We start from the raw sequence: 15991 nt of genomic DNA on the forward strand, positions 1-15991 counted from the left end.
AGCTCATAGATCGAACGGCGACTGGTAGGGTGTCGACGTATTCCGGGTCGCCTCAACGCGATAGAGAACGCTCGGATGGAGCACGTCGTCGGGCCGAAGCACTCTCGGGCGCCATCCGCGCGCCAGCCGCCACTGCATCGCGTTGGGGGTGATCACTCCCAACGCGCCATCGTCGGGCAGTGGCGCACCGAATTTGATCCCGAGCGACCGTCGATAGGCGTTGTGATCGATGCGGATGCCGGCGGTATGTGCCTCCCGGATCATCCAATCCAGTGCGATGTCCGGTAGCCGGTTGTCGTCTCGGCACTCCCCGCCGATATCACCGTGTACCCCGGCGAACCACACCTCCTGCACGTCGCGGTTCTCGAGACCTTTTCCGCCGAATCGGTATTCGGCGAAGGGCCGACGACGTTCATCGATCGCCAGCGCGTGCCGTGCCGTCTGGACCCGGTCGATGTTGGCGGTGAACGGCCATCGTGCGACCTCCCAGCGTGCACGACCGTTGAGCCAGCCGACCGACTTCACGGTGTCCCACACGCCGAGGAAGCTGATCTGTGGAGTCTTCTGGAACGGGCCGGGGAAGTGCGGATTTCCGAACTTCTTGCGAAAGTCGTTGCGGAGCTTCCAGAATTCCTTCTCCTGAGTCGTGGTGTTCGGGTCGGGTTCGCCGGCCAAGTCGGTGTCGGGACCGGACTGGACGTACAGCTTCAGTGCGTAAGGGATCAGGTTGAGGGCGTCGGCATGCAGGAGCCCCACGGTGCGGATCATCCCGGTCAGCGCGCGAGCCGTGTAAGCGCCCCGCGAGAACCCAAACACGTAGATCTGGTCTCCCGGGCGATAACGGGTGCACAGCCACCCGTACGCCTCCTCGATGTTGTCGCGGATGCCGTGCCCGGCGACCATGCCCGCCACTCGCGTGGCCGATCGACCAAGTTGGGTGACGGCGGCCCGCGAGCCCATCGTGCCCACACCGGGGTCGTAGTAGACCAGCTGCTGATCGTCCTTGACGCACACGTCGAACATCCGCGCCACATTGGTGAATCCCGTTTCAGGTTCGTTGGTCGTGCCGTCGAGGCAGATCACCAGGTTGCGTGGCTGCGGGACAGTGTCGTCGTCGGGCATCGGTGCCCTCTCCCGTTCTGCTTCAATCACCCGCGTACCCGCACAGCGGTGTCGTCGTTCATTCCATCAGATCCCATGCCTGCGGAGCGGGAATGTCGTCGGGGTGCTCGCGTAGGACGTCGGCAGCCAACTCGGCCACGTCGTGCGGCGGTCCGGCTGCCGACATGCGTTGGTGGTCGTCGACCTCGAAGACCTGGGCGAGCATGTGGATGAGGTCGACCTTCACGACCTGCGAGAAGGCGTCCCCGTCGAGCGGTGAGATGAGCTTCGCCCGTTTGGTCGCGTACTCGATGCTTGCCTGACCGCGTGCCACGCGTGGTCGCGACAGGTCACCGCTCACCGTGATCCGACACGAACGCCGACTCGCCGACGCCTTGCTGTTGACCGTCATCAACCGTCCGTCGGGAGAGATGGCGATGAAGTCCTCGGCGTTCATGCGGGTCGGTTCGCCCACGACGTCAGGGAGTCAGGGCCGGTCGGCGAAGGTATCCAGGTCTAAGGACACCTCGACACCGTCCTTCTCGACGACGATGCGGGCGTGCTGCGCACCGGTTGCGGCCAGATATTCGCGCAACGTCGAGAGCAACAGGTCATGGCGGCGTTCGATCTTCGACACAGCAGCCTGCTCCACCCCCATTGCCCGGGCCACATCAGTCTGGGTCAGATCGCCGGCCTTGCGGATCTCGGCGAGTGTTTGCACAAACACTAGGTCCGTTCGCGCGGTCGCCTCACGCACCTGCTCGACCTGTTCGGCGATCGCCGGGTTCGCCGCCACTTGCGCGATGCGCTCGTTGCCGCGCCGAAACGACCGGCGCGCCTTATTGTTCTCGGTCATCGATTCCACTCACCTTCGCTCTTGAGAATCGATCCCTCTATCACCGCGTCAACTCGGGCGCCGACACGAGGAACCTCTCGGAGCATGTCGGCGATCACGCAGAGATTATTCCATGCACGGAATATTCGGACAAGAGACTATCCCCTCACTCGACTCTGCAGCCCTCGTCCGGTCAGGTACCGAGGAGATCAGGATGCACCCGAGAAAAGGCGGAGAACCACGTCGCGGCGCCGTTCGACACCTACTCATCGCCAGGGCGGGGAACGTGGACAGACGGACGGTCCCCGACCTCGCGTCGACCGTCGTGCGCCCGCGTCCGCACCTGCCCCGACAGCGCATCCGCAACCCGGAGCCAGAACATCTCGTCGAGCCTCCTGCGCGCCTCGTCGACGCGGACCCACTCGACCGCGCAAGACTCTTCGGACAACCGCCCGTGGCCTCCGATTGGTTCGCAAAGGTAGACGAGTGAGACCACACCGCGCGTCAGGTTCTTGTAGACACCACTCAGACGGCCTACGCGCACAACGATTCCGGACTCCTCCTCGATTTCCCGCTTGACTCCATCCTCGATGGATTCGTCCAATTCGAGGACGCCACCGGGGATTTGCCACGTACCGTCGTCGCGGCGTTTGATCACCAGAATTCGGCCGTAGTCGTCGATCACGACCCCGGCGACACTCACGAAGTGTTTCGGCAGCTCCATCTCGGTCAACTGATCCATCTCGGTCAACTGAACAGCAACTGCCCGATCTCGTGGCCCGCCCGCTGGATCTCCGGGAGCTCGGACCTGGACCCTGCGGCGACGAGTCGGCCGCCACCAGTGCTGTGGAAGAAGATGCCGGTCGTCGACGCGGTGAAGAACAGCAGGGCAGCCATGATAAGGAACACCAATCCCAGAAGTACCTGCAGAATCATGAAAGGGCCACCCAAGAAGTCCGTCGTGAACATCCACAGCGCCACGATGACCAAGCCCACGCCGTAGAAGATGTGCCTGCCCGACGTCGCGTTGCCGCTTGAGATCTGGCTGATATGACGCAGCGGAGCCTCGTGCTGGATGTAGCCGTGCGGGATGAACCCGAACAGCAGGTGCGGGTCGTGCACGATGACGCGGCGGTCGGTGATGGTGACCGTCGTCTTGATATGCGTCAGGATCAGGTGCGGGGTGAACTGTCCCTGGTATCGCACGACTTCACCGGCGAGGAGAGCGGGCGGGGTTGCTGTGGTCATCGAACACCTCTTCTGGTTGGTCGTCGGATCGCGGGAGTGTTCGGCGGGGTCACGGCAGATACACCGTGGTCCCTGCGGGGCCGGAGGTACTGGAGATCAGCTTGCCGATGCAGTGGTCGCGGTCGAAACCCTGTTGCGCGCACCAGGACACGGCCGCCTGCCCCGACGGGAAGGTCTGCGACGTGATCGTCACCCACCAGCCGGATGAGCTGAACACCGGCCAGTCGTCGCTCCAGAGCAGGCGTGTTCCCGAGAACCGCTGGTAGTTCGAGGCGAATTCGTCGAGGATGTCCTGATTCGTCCAGGCCTTGCCGTCCGCGACGAGACCTGGCTGCTTCGAACTCAGCTGGGCGACCCACGTGTTGTTGCTGGACGCGAGGATTTCTGTGCGGTCGGCGGCGGCCTGCGCGCGGAGAGATTGGACGACCGCCTGGTCGGTGTCGGTGCCCGCAGGGACATAGGTCTGCGACGGCGACACCGAGACCGGTGCGGATGCCGAGGCTGCGGGCAGCTCCTGGGTCGTCGCGGTACCGACCGGGTCGACGCTCACCGACATCCCCACCACACCGGGCCCGGGCAGGCCGAAGTAGCTGCCCGACGGGAAGGTCATCGTGATGTCGCGGCCCGCCGTCCCCGCGCCCGGGATGGCGATCGGTGTCGACGAGAAGTCGAAGGACCCGGACGCCACCAGGCCCGACGACGACGAGACCGCGACCTGGGTGGCCGAGTTGGACAGGACGTCGCCGTCGGCGCACGGACTGGTCGCGGTCACCGTCACCGCGAGTCCGGACGGTGTGAGCGACACGCTGCGCGGGGTCATCGTCGGCGGCGTCGCGCACGCGGTGACGGTTCCGGATCCTGACCCTCCGCCCGCGACATTGGAGTCCGAACTCCCCCAGTCCTTGAGGGGCCCGATCGTGAGCGCCCAGGTCGCGGCGCCGATCGCCAGGAGGATGACGACGACCGCGGCGCCGACGAGGATCGGGAACCGGTCGGCCCGCCGCGGTCCGGGCGCACCCGGCCAGGGCGGCGGTGCCGGCGGCGGGTACGTGGACGGCTCGCCGTACGGGGCCCATGCACCGACCATCGGTGTGGGCTGGGTGGGCGGCGTGACCTTCGGAGCACTGGTGCTTGGGGTGGGCTTCGGAACGAAGATGCGCTGGGTGGGCCCCGAAACAAAGATGCGCTGGGTGGGCTCCGCATCGTTGGCGAATCGCGTTGTCGCAGTCTCGGCGACGAACGATTCGGTGGGCACGTCGGGGGCAGGTGGTTCGGCCCGTTCGGGCTGCGCCGGCGCGGATTCGGCGGGCCGCCACTCCATCCAGTCAAGGAGGAGCTTGCGGTCATCCGGAGGAGGGATGCCGCCGTCTCTGCTGCCGCCGAAAGACATCTATTCGCCTGCGACTACACAACGCGCTTTCGCGGACATTCGAACATGGATCGACGTTATCGGCGTCGTGTCGCGTGGTCTATCGCCCGATCGGGTCAATCCCGCACCGCGTTCCGTGGAACGCGGTGCGGCTCTCCGCCAACCTCGTGAGAACGGACGTGAACCTAGTGTTTCTAGCGCAATGCGTCCGGCAGCAACCCGACCGGGGCGTCCTGATAGGTGATGGGCCGCAGGAAGCGTCGCATCGCGGTGGTCCCGACCGAGGTGTGGGCCACGGCGGTCGTCGCCGGATACGGACCACCGTGATGTTGCGCGGCCGTCACGGCCACACCGGTGGGCCATCCGTTGAACACCAGCCGTCCGGCCCGGCTCGCGGCCAGCGAGATGATGCGCTGCAGATGTGCGCGCTCGGTCTCGGTCGGCTCGGTACGAGTGTGCACCGTGACGGTCAGAGTTCCGTGCAGGCGCTGCAGCACCCGGCACAGGTCGCCGTCGTCGTGATACTCCACGACGATGGCCGTGGGGCCGAAGGTTTCCTCGAACAGGGTGTCCGCCTCGGCGACCAGCCTGTCGACCGACACCGCCAGCAGCGTCGGACTCACCTGCGCAACACCGCTGTGGTGCGGCAGCTCGCGGCCCTCCACCAGGACGGTGACAACCGGGATCGCGGTGACCGTTTCGAGTCGCTGCCGGTAGCCGTCGACGATCCGGCTCGTGAGCATGCGGGCCGGCGAAACCTGCTGGGTGCGTTCGACAATCGCGTCCACAATCGTCGACCCGGCGGGTACCAGCAGAATGCCCGGCTTGGTGCAGAACTGGCCGGCGCCGAGGGTGAACGAGCCGACGAATCCGTCGGCGATCTCGGCGGCGCGCTCGTGCAGTGCGCCCGCGGTCACGATAACGGGATTGACGCTGCCGAGTTCACCGAAAAATGTTATCGGGATGGGGCGGGCGGCGGCGATGTCGAACAGTGCGCGTCCCCCGGCGACCGATCCGGTGAATGCAGCGGCGGTGATCCGATTGTCCTGCAGCGCCGCAACACCCGCGTCGACACCGGCGATGAGCGCGAACACACCGTCGGGTGCCCCGGCGGAGCGCAGGGCGTCGGTGACCACGGCCGCGGTGTCGGCCGAGGTCTGCGGGTGCCCCGGGTGGGCCTTGATGATCACCGGGCATCCGGCGGCCAGGGCCGAGGCGGTGTCTGTGCCCGCCACCGAGAAGGCAAACGGAAAGTTGCTCGCGGCGAAAACCAGCACCGGACCGATCGGGATCTGGTAGCGACGCAGGTCGGGTCGCGGACCGAGCGCGAAGTCGGGATCGGCGTGGTCGACGATGACGTCCAGGAAACCGCCGTCGATCAATTCGTCGGCGAACATCCGCAGCTGGACGCAGGTTCGCTTCACCTCACCCGACAGCCTGGCCTCGGGCAGCCCGGTTTCGACCTGGGCCACGCGTACCAGTCGATCGGTGTGGGCCTCGAGAGCATCGGCGACGACGTTGAGCACTCGCGCGCGGTCCCGGGGGGCAACCGATTCCCAGTGCGGCGCGCAATCGGCGGCCGCGGTGAGCACTGCCTCCAGTTCAGCGGTGGTGGTGTCGGAAAGAAGTGCGTCGACGGTCATGGTGTCGGTGGCGGTCATTGGTGTCCTTCTACGCGGTTGATGCGGTGATACGGGAGTGGAGCGGTCAGGCGACAGCGTCGCGGAGGCCGCCGAGACGGCCCCTGTGGAAGACGAGCGGTTCGCTGTCGATACCGACGTCCATCGACAGCACCCGCGCGATCACGATGACGTGATCACCGCCGTCGAACTCGTGGGCGACCTCGCAGTCGATCCAGGCGTGTGCGCCGGCGATCCGCGGTGAGCCGTTGTCCGACAACGCCCAATCCACGCCGTCGAACTTGTCGGTCTGCTTGCGCGACAACGCGCCGCACACCGGTTCCTGCCCGGCGGCCAGGACGCTGGCGCTCAGCCGACCCGCGGCCCGTACCTTCGGCCAGCTCGTGGAGGTGTGCGCCACGCTGAAGGTGACCAGCGCCGGGTCCAGCGACAACGACTGGAAGGTGCCGACGACGAGCCCACACGGGTGGTCGTAGTCGGAGTTCATCACTGCCAGCACCACCACTCCGGTGGGTAGATGGCCCATCACGGTTCGGTAGTGCAACTGGTCGATCTGAGTGGTGATGTCGGAAGCGAGGGGCAACGTGGCGGTCATGGCACGGCTTCTTTCGTTCATTTTTTGAACGTTGTGTTCATTTTGGACACCCCGATCGTGCGACGCGGATCACACTCTGTCAAGTACCGATTTCGTCATCTTGCCGGCAGGTGGCCATAAATCCCGCGGTAGACAATCCGCGGGGCCCTATTGACGCCGCATGAGGTCCGTGTCACACTTTTGACCATGACGTTCACTTACTGAACGCATTTTTATTACCTGGGCAGCCATCCGCGACGGACTTGTGCCGGTCGCCTGGGCCCGAGTCCACGCAAGGAGCAGCATCATGTCGACCGTCACCGAAGCGGCCCGTGCCCTCGCCGAGGGAAAGGCCATCCTCGTCGTCGACGACGAGGACCGGGAGAACGAAGGCGACCTGATCATGGCCGCCGAGCACGCCACCACCGAATCGGTGGCGTTCTTCCTCGAACACACCTCCGGCTTCCTGTGCGTGTCCATCGACGAGGCCCGCGCCCGGCGCCTGGAACTCGGACTGATGGTCCCCGACAACACCGAACGGCACTCCACCGCGTTTCTGGTCAGCGTCGACTACCAGCACGGCACCACCACCGGCATCAGTGCATCCGACCGCGCCGCCACCGTGCGTGCACTGGCCGATCCTCGACTCGCCCCCACCGACCTGGCCCGCCCCGGGCACGTCATGCCGCTGCTCGCCAAACCCGGCGGCGTGCTCGAACGTCCCGGCCACACCGAGGCCGGCGTCGACCTGTGCCGGTTGGCCGGCCTCAGCGGCGCCGCGCTGCTGTGCGAGATCGTCACCCCGGATCGCCGCGAGATGATGCGCGGCGACGACCTCGTCGCGTTCGCCGCCGCCCACGACATCCCGATGATCACCATCGATGCACTGCGCACGTATCGCCGCAGCGTCGAGTCCGCCGAGGTCGCCGAATTCCGACCCCGCATCACCACACGCCCGGCGGTCGCCGAACGGACCGGACAGAGCACACTGCCCACCGACCTGGGGACCTTCGACGCGGTCGCCTACCGCGCCCGCAACGTCGAACACATGGCCCTGGTGATGGGCGATCCAGCGTCCGACTCCGCTCCCCTGGTCCGCATCCACAGCGAATGCATCACCGGTGACCTCGCCGGGTCGCTGCGCTGTGACTGCGGGGCCCAGTTCCGCAACGCCCTGGCCGCGATCGCCGAAGCCGGCTCAGGAGTGCTGATCTACCTGCGCGGACACGAGGGCCGCGGCATCGGTCTCGGACATAAACTGCGGGCCTACGAGCTGCAGCAGTATGAAGGGCTCGACACCATCGACGCCAATCTGCGGCTGGGACTGCCCATCGACACCCGCAGCTACGACGACGCCTGCGACATCCTCGACGACCTCGACGTGCGTTCGCTGCGCCTGCTGACCAACAACCCCGACAAGGTCGACGCACTCACCGACCACGGCATCCGCGTGGTCGAACAGATCGCCCACGAATCCGCACCCACCGCCCACAACCGCCCCTATCTGGTGGCCAAGCGTGATCGCCTCGGCCACACGCTGAGACGTCTCGGCTGATATCCGAGCTCATACATCACCCCGCTCCACTGCAATACCCCCACCGCATGACCAACCGAAAGGACATCCCCATGACCACCACCGTCGAGAACGTCGTCGAGACCCGCCCCGCCCCGTTCACCTGGGCGCAGTCCGCGCAATACAGCCAGGGCACCCGCGCCGGCGATCTCGTGTTCACCTCCGGGCAGGCCGGCTACGACGACGCCGGGAACCTCGTCGAGGGCGGTTTCGAAGCGCAGGCGCGCCAGGTGCTGACCAACATCAAGGCCGTACTCGAGCAGCACGGCGCCTCACTGGACTCCGTGGTGAAACTGACCGCCTACCTCGCCGACCGCGACGACTTCGAGGCGTTCAAGAAGGTCCGTGCCGAGTTCTTCACCAGCCCATGGCCCGCGGTGACCGCCGTGCACAACGCACTGCTGGTCGAGGGCATGCGCATCGAGATGGATGCCATCGCCACCGTCGGCGGGCGGCGCGTGCACGTCGGGTGACCTGACCCCCACCACCTCCTGCTCACCTTCAGTACAGTCTGGGATCTCCATGTCTAACAATCTCTTTCCCCATCTGTTGGCGCCGCTGCAGATCGGCGGCGTCACGGTGAAGAACCGGATCTTCTCCTCCGGCCACGACACCGTGATGGTGCACGACGGCACGGTCACCGATCAGCTCGTCGAGTACCACCGGGCCCGCGCGATAGGTGGTGCCGGGTTGATCATCATGCAGGTGGCGGGCATCCACGAAACCGCCCACTACACCTCGCACGTGTTGATGGCCACCGACGACAGCTGCATCGAGGGCTACCGTCGCGTCGCCGACGCGGTGCATCCGCACGGGTGTGCCCTGTTCGGCCAGGTGTTCCACCCGGGCCGCGAGATCATGGAATCGCAGGACGGAGCGCTGCCGGTCGCCTATGCCCCGTCGGCGGTACCCAATGAACGCTTCCGGGTGATGCCGCGGCCGATGTCGTCGGCGATGATCGCCGAGGTGATCGCCGGCTACGCCGCCGGAGCGCGCCGTCTGCAGCAGGCCGGACTCGACGGGGTGGAGATCGTCGCGAGCCACGGCTACCTGCCTGCCCAGTTCCTCAGTCCCACAGTCAATCTGCGGACCGATGCCTACGGCGGCGATCTCGACGGCCGGATGCGGTTCCTGCGCGAGGCCATCGCGGCAGTGCGGGCGGCGGTCGGCCCCGACTTCGCCGTCGGCGTGCGGCTCTCGAGCACCGACCACAACTTCGCCGAGGAGGACGTCACCGACGTCGTCGAGGTGTGCCGATGTCTCGACGACGACGGGCTGCTCGACTACATCGGCATCACCGAGGGCAGTTCGGCAAGCATCGGCGGGTCGATGCATATCGTGCCGCCGATGAGCGAGGCGGCCGCCTACACCGCCGCCGGCGCGGCTGCGGTCACCGCTGCGGTGTCGATCCCGGTGCTCGTGGCCGGACGCATCAACCAGCCCCAAGAAGCCGAGATCGTCATCGCGGCCGGGCAGGCCGACGCCTGTGCGATGACCCGCGCGCTGATCTGCGACCCCGACATGCCCACCAAGGCGGCGGCAGAGCGCCCCGACGACATCCGCGCCTGCATCGGCTGTAATCAGGCCTGCATCGGACACTTCCAGTCGGGGTACCCGATCTCCTGCATCCAGCGCCCGGAAACCGGCCGGGAACGAGAGTTCGGCACGCTGACGATCACACCGAAACCCAAGGACGTGATGGTCGTCGGCGGTGGGCCGGCCGGCATGAAGGCGGCCTCGGTCGCCGCGCAGCGCGGGCACCGGGTGACCTTGTTCGAGGCGTCCGGCCGCGTCGGCGGACAGATACGGCTGGCCGAATTGCTACCCGGCCGTTCGGAGTTCGGTGGCGCGAGTACGAACCTTCAGGCCGAACTCGACCGCTACGGCGTGATCGTCAAGACCCACGTCGAGGTCGACGCGGCGATGATCGGCGCACAGCGGCCCGATCACGTCATCGTCGCCACCGGTGCGACGCCGTACCGGCCCCCACTCGAACTCGACGGCGACCTGCCGGTGTTCGAGGCGTGGGACGTGATCAGGGACAACGGCGCGAACACACCGAAGGGTGAGCTCGTCGTCGCCGATTGGCGCTGCGACTGGACCGGACTCGGGGTGGCGGAGATGCTGGCCCGGCCGGGCCGTCGGGTCACGCTGTGTGTCAACGGATTCGCCGCCGGCGAGAACCTACAGCGGTTCACCCGGATCTCGATGCTGCGGGCCGCCGCGGACGCGAAGGTGAAGATCGTCCCGACCGCACGTCTCTTCGGCGCCGATGACGACACCGTGTACCTCGTCGACACCGTCACCGGTGAACCGATCATCCTCGACGGTGTCGCCGGCCTGGTTCTGGCGCTTGGCCAGCAGCAGAACGACGGACTGCTCTGCGAACTGGACGCCGCCGGCATCCCGTACACCGCAGTGGGCGACTGCCTGGCACCCCGCACCGTCGAGGAGGCCGTGCTCGACGGACTCAAGGCAGGTCACGCGATCTGAGGGACCCGCGCACAGGCAGGCGGCCGTCAGGAGAGAGCTTCGGCGATCTCCTCGGCCGCTTGTCGTAGTTGGACGACCGTGTAGGGCAGGCGGTCGGATTTCAGACGCTCCACCGGCCCGCTGATCGAGACGATCCCGATCAGCGCACCGACCTTGTCGCGAACCCCGCACGCGACGCTGAACAGTCCCTCTTCGAGCTCGTTGTCGAGTTGGGCATAGCCTTGTTCACGAACCTTGGCCAGCTCTGCAAGGAACTCGTCGACGCTGGTGATCGTGTGCGCGGTCAGCGGGTCTAGCCGCTCCGGGAGCACCTGTCGCACGCTCGCGTCGTCGAGTTCGGCAAGCATGACCTTGCCGGTGGCACTGGCATACAGGGGAAACTTACCGCCGACGTAGCGCTGCGACGCGTTCAGGAAGCGGCTACTCGAACCCTCGGCGACGATGTCGTACTCGGTGGCGCCGCGCAGCATCGCGAAGCTCAGCGTCTCGTTCAGCTTGCGGGCGTAGTCATCGAGCACCGGCTGTATGCGCGCGACCGCGCCGGAGTACGGATCGGCGAGCCGGCCCAGCCGTGCGATCTGCCAACCAAGGGTGTAGCGGTTGTCGACGCGGTCAACGAATCCGGCCTGCTCGAGGGTCAGCAGCAGACGGAAGGCGGTCGGCCTGGTCATACCCACCGCCTGCGCGATCTCCGTCGCGGTCAGGCCGGGCCGATGCCGGCCCAGCTCGCCGAGCAACACGGTGGCCTTCAGAACCGACTTGTTGGTGAGGCCCGCCGAATCCTCGGCACCGACGTCCACGGCGGGTTCCGCGCCTTGACTCTCCGACATCCTTGAACTCCCCAGGTTCGCATCAATGACAACGTCACACAGCGACAGTTTCGGTGGTCGCCTCCCCATAATATTCACATATCGGACGTCGCGTTCATATGGGTCCCGCTGGGCGGTCACGGTCGGTTTCGTCGCAGGTGGACGAGGCAGGGCGCCCCGACCGGGAGATCCGGTCGGGGCGCCCTGTGTGTTGCGCTTCGCGCTACCGAGGGGTGGCGGTGACTCTCAGTCGGCGATCACCGCGGAGAGCCGGTTGGGTTCCGGTGCGCTCCGGTCCACCGCGACATGTGGCACCGACACCGCATGGAGGCTGACGCCCTTGGTCTCCGGGGCAAGGTAGTAGGCGATGACCGCACCGACGGCACAGATCGCGGCGGCGATGAGCATCGTCGTGCCCACACCGAGGCCATCGACAGCGAGCGGGAGAATGAAAGTGCCTGCCGCCGCACCGATCCGGGACACCGCAGTGGCGAAGCCGACGCCGGCGCCGCGCACCTCGGTCGGGAAGACCTCACCGGGGAACACCCCGGTCAGCGCCGTCGACACCGCGTTGGCGAAGGAGAACACCACGAAGCAGGTCAGGATGATCAGCGGCGAGACATGTGCGAACAGGCCGATGATGACGAGTGCCACCGACCCGATCCACATCGGCGGGATGGCGAGCATGCGTCGGCCGACACGTTCGATGAGGAACATCGCGGCGACGGCACCGGCGACCACCACGCTGTTCAGCAGCAGCGCTCCGGCCAGACCATCCTGCACGCCAAGGCTTTCCAGCACGATCGGTGCGAAGGTGGCGATGGCGAAATAAGGGGTCACGTTGCAGGCCCAGTAGAGAGAGGTGAAGGCGGTGGCACGGCGGTTCGCTTTCGAGAACAGCGCCATGAAGCCGGCCGACCGCTGCGCCTCCTGATGCATCTCGGCGGCCTCCTCGGGCTCCATGAACTCTTCGGCGATGGCGTGACCTTCTTCCGCGCGCCCCTTGCTGATGAGCCAGCGTGGCGATTCCGGTGTGCCGAGACGCATCAGGAACACGATCAGCGACGGCACTGTGCTCATCCCGAGGATCAGGCGCCAGTCCAGGTGCAGCGAGGAGAGCATGAAGTAGCCGACTGCATAGGACACGAGGTAGCCGATGTACCAGGCGACTTCCTGGAATGCCAACAGCTTCCCACGAATTCGGGCCGGCGAGAACTCGGCGAGCATCGGCCATCCAATGGCGTAGTCGGCTCCGATCGCCAGACCCATCACGAAGCGGATCACGAACAGCTGCCAGGCCTCGCCAACGAAGAACTGGGCCACCGATCCGATCAGGAAGATCGCGAGGTCCACGGTGAACATCGGCTTGCGGCCGACCTTGTCGGCGAGCAGACCGCCGATTGGTCCGCCGAAGAAGATGCCGATCAGGGCGGATGCACCGATCAGCCCCTGCCAGGTGGCCGAGAGCCCGAGGTCATCGCTCAGCGACGGCATCACAAGGCCGATACCGCCGAGGATGAAACCGTCGATGAACATGCCACCGGCGATGACCGCGCTGAGCTTGATCAGAAAGCGCCGTTTGCGCGGGTCTTGGGCTGCACGTGGATTGCCGGACGCAGCCGGGGCAGATGGAGATACGGGTGTATTGCTCACGGAGGTTCCTTGCTGTGACGGATGTCGAGGTTGTCTGCGCCGTCGAGACTGATGGACCCGGCGCGGGTCGCCAGTGATGGAGGGGGCCAACGTTCAATAAATGAACGTGGTGGTCAAAATATGGCATGGCCCACATTCGGCTGTCAATAGGTTCCACGCAACTCAGGGGCCGAAAATCGACCCTTGACGGTGATCGGGCTCACATCCTATTCTGAACGTGCTGTTCATTAAGTGAACATCATTCCCGGCCGGCCATCGTTCTACCGGCCCGATTCAAGGAAGAACTCTCACCATGAGTAACGCTCCCCAGAAGAATTCACCGCTGAGCCTCTTCGCCTTCGACGTCTTCGCACCCGCGCACCTCACCGCCGGATCGTGGCGTGAGGCGAATGACCAGGGCCATCGCTACACGGATTTGCGGTACTGGATCGATGTCGCCCGCATGCTCGAGGACGCGAGCTTCGACGGCATCTTCTTCGCCGACACCGTCGGTATTCACGACGTCTACGCCGGTACCGCGGATGCGGCGATGCATGACGCCGCCCAGTTCCCGATCAACGATCCGACCGTGCTGATCAGCGGGATGGCCGCGGTGACCGAGCACCTCACGTTCGGCGTGACCTGCTCGTTGACCTACGAGCAGCCCTATCTGCTGGCCCGCCGCTACACGAGCCTCGACCACCTGACCAGCGGCCGGGTGGGCTGGAACATCGTGACGTCGTACTCCGAGTCGGCCGCGCGGAACCTCGGCAAGGTCGAACAGATCGGTCATGATGCCCGCTACGACCTCGCCGACGAGTACATGGACGTCGTGTACAAACTGTGGGAGGGCTCCTTCGAGGAGGATGCCGTGATTCGGGATGCTGCAGGCGCCGCTTACATCGACCCGTCCAAGGTGCATCCGATCAACCACTCCGGCGAGTACTTCGAGGTGCCCGGCGCCCACCTCTGTGAACCGTCGCCGCAGCGCACCCCGGTGCTCTTTCAGGCCGGCGCCTCCCCCAAGGGAATGGCGTTCGGCGGCAAGCACGCGGAGGCCGCGTTCATCAATACGACGTCGGTGGCCCAGGCCAAGCGCAGTGTGGACAAGATCCGCGAGGCAGCCGTGGCCGCCGGGCGCGGCGCCGACGACATCAAGGTCGTCGCACTGATCACCGTCGTCGTCGCCGACACCGACGAGGAGGCGCAGGCCAAGTACGCGCACTATATGGACAACGCCACCATCGAAGGGACGCTGGGACGCTTCAGCGGCTGGACCGGGATCGACATGTCCGGCTATGACCTCGACATCCCGCTGCGTTCGGTCGACGGCCGCGGCGTGCAGTCCATCGTCGACATGTTCTCCAAGGCCGACCCCGACCGCGAGTGGACCCCGCGACAGATCGCCGAGTACCTCGCCATCGGCGGCACCGGTTCCACCATCGTCGGATCACCACAGACCGTGGCTGCAGAATTGCGTCGCTGGCGTGACGAAGCCGGTATCGACGGAATCAACCTGAGTTACACCACCAAGCCGGCCAGCTGGGAGGAGTTCATCGAGAAGGCGCTGCCGGTGCTGCGCGCCGAGGGCATCGTCACGCCGGCCCGCACGGCCGACCAGGCCCCGGTCACGCTGCGCGAGAAGCTCTACCCGGGCCACAAGCGCACGCTCGACACCCATCCTGCATCGGCGTTTCGCGCCGGGGTTAACGCCGATGGTGTCGTCGAGGCCGTGATCGTGCCGCCGGTTGCGGTCGCCGAGACCGAACCGGTACCGGCGGCAGTCTGACCGACCACCGACTCACGGTCGGCGATGCCCATCCGAGGATCCGATTCTCGGATGGGCATCCGTCGCGTTGCGGACGCACGCGGTCGATCAGCCGTTCGGGTCCATCCTGCACTGCGTTCCGCGGAAGGCTCGGGCCACTACTTCCCAGTCGAGATCACCCCGCACCGCACCCTTGCGCCTCACCCAACCGGGGCGCACGATTATCCATGGAGTGGCTGCGGCCACGGGCCGTCGGTTGCCGACGGGACCTGCGACGGGTCGGCCACCGCCGATGATCTCACTGCGGGCGCGGTCCGCAAGGAGGCAACCATGTTTATCCAACTCATTCAAGGAAAGGTCGGCGACGCCGACGGGCTCCAGAAGTGTCTCGATCGGTGGGATACGGATCTGAAGCCGGGCGCCACCGGATACCTCGGAACCACCTACGGCACCACTGACGACGGCACGCTGGTCGCGCTGGCCCGCTTCGAATCCGCGGAGGCGGCGCGACGCAACAGTGATCGCCCCGAACAGGGCGAATGGTGGGCCGAGACGGAGAAATGCTTCGCGGGTCCGGTTACGTTCATGGATTGCCCGAACGTGACGGAATGGCTGGGCGGCGGCTCCGATGACGCCGGCTTCGTCCAGATCATGGAGGGACACACCACCAACATCGGCCGGATGCGTGAGCTCCTCGATCAGAGCGCCGACCGTGTCCACGAAGCTCGCCCGGAAATCATCGGCGGCCTGTTGTGTGCCGACGATGGCGACTCATATATCGAGGCGGTGTACTTCACCTCCGAAGCCGCAGCACGCGAGGCCGAGAAGATGGAGATCCCCGACGACATACGGTCGCTGTTCGAAGAGGAAATGCAGCTGATGGGCGACGTGGCGTACTACGACCTGCACCAGCCGCACCTGGTGTCCGCGTAGGCAGATCAACCCTCAC

General features: G+C 66.0%; 15 protein-coding genes. 5 read left to right on the forward strand and 10 right to left on the reverse strand.

The window, feature by feature from the left end; all coding sequences use genetic code 11:
• Positions 1-3 precede the first annotated feature (3 nt).
• From GORHZ_RS10365 to GORHZ_RS10400, 8 genes are all read right to left on the reverse strand, one after another.
• A complete protein-coding gene (locus GORHZ_RS10365; RefSeq protein ID WP_006332777.1) occupies positions 4-1122 on the reverse strand; it encodes a T6SS phospholipase effector Tle1-like catalytic domain-containing protein in 1119 nt (372 codons plus the stop codon).
• 58 nt (positions 1123-1180) lie between these two features.
• The gene (locus GORHZ_RS10370; RefSeq protein WP_040531207.1) at positions 1181-1576 is read right to left on the reverse strand and encodes a hypothetical protein; all 396 of its coding nucleotides are present in this window, start codon (positions 1574-1576) and stop codon (positions 1181-1183) included.
• Between the two features lie 12 nt (positions 1577-1588).
• The gene (locus tag GORHZ_RS10375; RefSeq protein WP_006332781.1) at positions 1589-1957 is read right to left on the reverse strand and encodes a helix-turn-helix domain-containing protein; all 369 of its coding nucleotides are present in this window, start codon (positions 1955-1957) and stop codon (positions 1589-1591) included.
• A 241-nt stretch (positions 1958-2198) separates the two neighbouring features.
• Complete coding sequence (locus tag GORHZ_RS10380) at positions 2199-2678, reverse strand: NUDIX hydrolase (RefSeq protein WP_006332782.1); 480 nt, start codon at positions 2676-2678, stop codon at positions 2199-2201.
• Between the two features lie 5 nt (positions 2679-2683).
• On the reverse strand, positions 2684-3184 hold the full coding sequence (locus GORHZ_RS10385) for a UbiA prenyltransferase family protein (protein WP_006332783.1): 501 nt from the start codon (positions 3182-3184) through the stop codon (positions 2684-2686).
• A gap of 49 nt (positions 3185-3233) precedes the next feature.
• Entirely contained in the window at positions 3234-4574 is a 1341-nt protein-coding gene (locus GORHZ_RS29495; protein WP_006332784.1) for a hypothetical protein, read from the reverse strand.
• Positions 4575-4747: 173 nt separating this feature from the next.
• The gene (locus GORHZ_RS10395; RefSeq protein ID WP_006332785.1) at positions 4748-6214 is read right to left on the reverse strand and encodes an aldehyde dehydrogenase (NADP(+)); all 1467 of its coding nucleotides are present in this window, start codon (positions 6212-6214) and stop codon (positions 4748-4750) included.
• Positions 6215-6260: 46 nt separating this feature from the next.
• Entirely contained in the window at positions 6261-6788 is a 528-nt protein-coding gene (locus tag GORHZ_RS10400) for a flavin reductase family protein (RefSeq protein WP_006332786.1), read from the reverse strand.
• Positions 6789-7074: 286 nt separating this feature from the next.
• Here GORHZ_RS10400 and GORHZ_RS10405 point away from each other — a divergent pair, with 286 nt between their 5' ends.
• The 3 genes from GORHZ_RS10405 to GORHZ_RS10415 all read left to right on the forward strand — a co-directional run bounded on the left by GORHZ_RS10405 (position 7075) and on the right by GORHZ_RS10415 (position 10833).
• On the forward strand, positions 7075-8322 hold the full coding sequence (locus tag GORHZ_RS10405; RefSeq protein WP_006332787.1) for a bifunctional 3,4-dihydroxy-2-butanone-4-phosphate synthase/GTP cyclohydrolase II: 1248 nt from the start codon (positions 7075-7077) through the stop codon (positions 8320-8322).
• A 71-nt stretch (positions 8323-8393) separates the two neighbouring features.
• Positions 8394-8813 carry a RidA family protein gene (locus tag GORHZ_RS10410; RefSeq protein WP_006332792.1) on the forward strand — a complete coding sequence of 140 codons (420 nt, stop codon included), beginning with the start codon at positions 8394-8396 and terminating at the stop codon, positions 8811-8813.
• 49 nt (positions 8814-8862) lie between these two features.
• A complete protein-coding gene (locus GORHZ_RS10415) occupies positions 8863-10833 on the forward strand; it encodes an oxidoreductase (RefSeq protein ID WP_006332793.1) in 1971 nt (656 codons plus the stop codon).
• Between the two features lie 26 nt (positions 10834-10859).
• Here the strand turns inward: GORHZ_RS10415 and GORHZ_RS10420 are convergent, their stop codons facing one another.
• Both GORHZ_RS10420 and GORHZ_RS10425 read right to left on the reverse strand, forming a co-directional pair.
• Positions 10860-11663: an IclR family transcriptional regulator gene (locus GORHZ_RS10420; protein WP_006332794.1), complete on the reverse strand. Its 804-nt coding sequence runs from the start codon at positions 11661-11663 to the stop codon at positions 10860-10862.
• A gap of 225 nt (positions 11664-11888) precedes the next feature.
• On the reverse strand, positions 11889-13295 hold the full coding sequence (locus tag GORHZ_RS10425; protein WP_006332798.1) for an MFS transporter: 1407 nt from the start codon (positions 13293-13295) through the stop codon (positions 11889-11891).
• Positions 13296-13587: 292 nt separating this feature from the next.
• Between GORHZ_RS10425 and GORHZ_RS10430 the strand changes: the two genes are divergently transcribed.
• Positions 13588-15063, forward strand: a complete 1476-nt coding sequence (locus tag GORHZ_RS10430; protein ID WP_006332799.1) for an LLM class flavin-dependent oxidoreductase — start codon at positions 13588-13590, stop codon at positions 15061-15063.
• Between the two features lie 309 nt (positions 15064-15372).
• Positions 15373-15975: a hypothetical protein gene (locus GORHZ_RS10435; RefSeq protein ID WP_040531238.1), complete on the forward strand. Its 603-nt coding sequence runs from the start codon at positions 15373-15375 to the stop codon at positions 15973-15975.
• The last annotated feature ends 16 nt before the right edge of the window (positions 15976-15991 follow it).

This window comes from Gordonia rhizosphera NBRC 16068, assembly GCF_000298195.1.
Lineage (GTDB): Bacteria > Actinomycetota > Actinomycetes > Mycobacteriales > Mycobacteriaceae > Gordonia > Gordonia rhizosphera.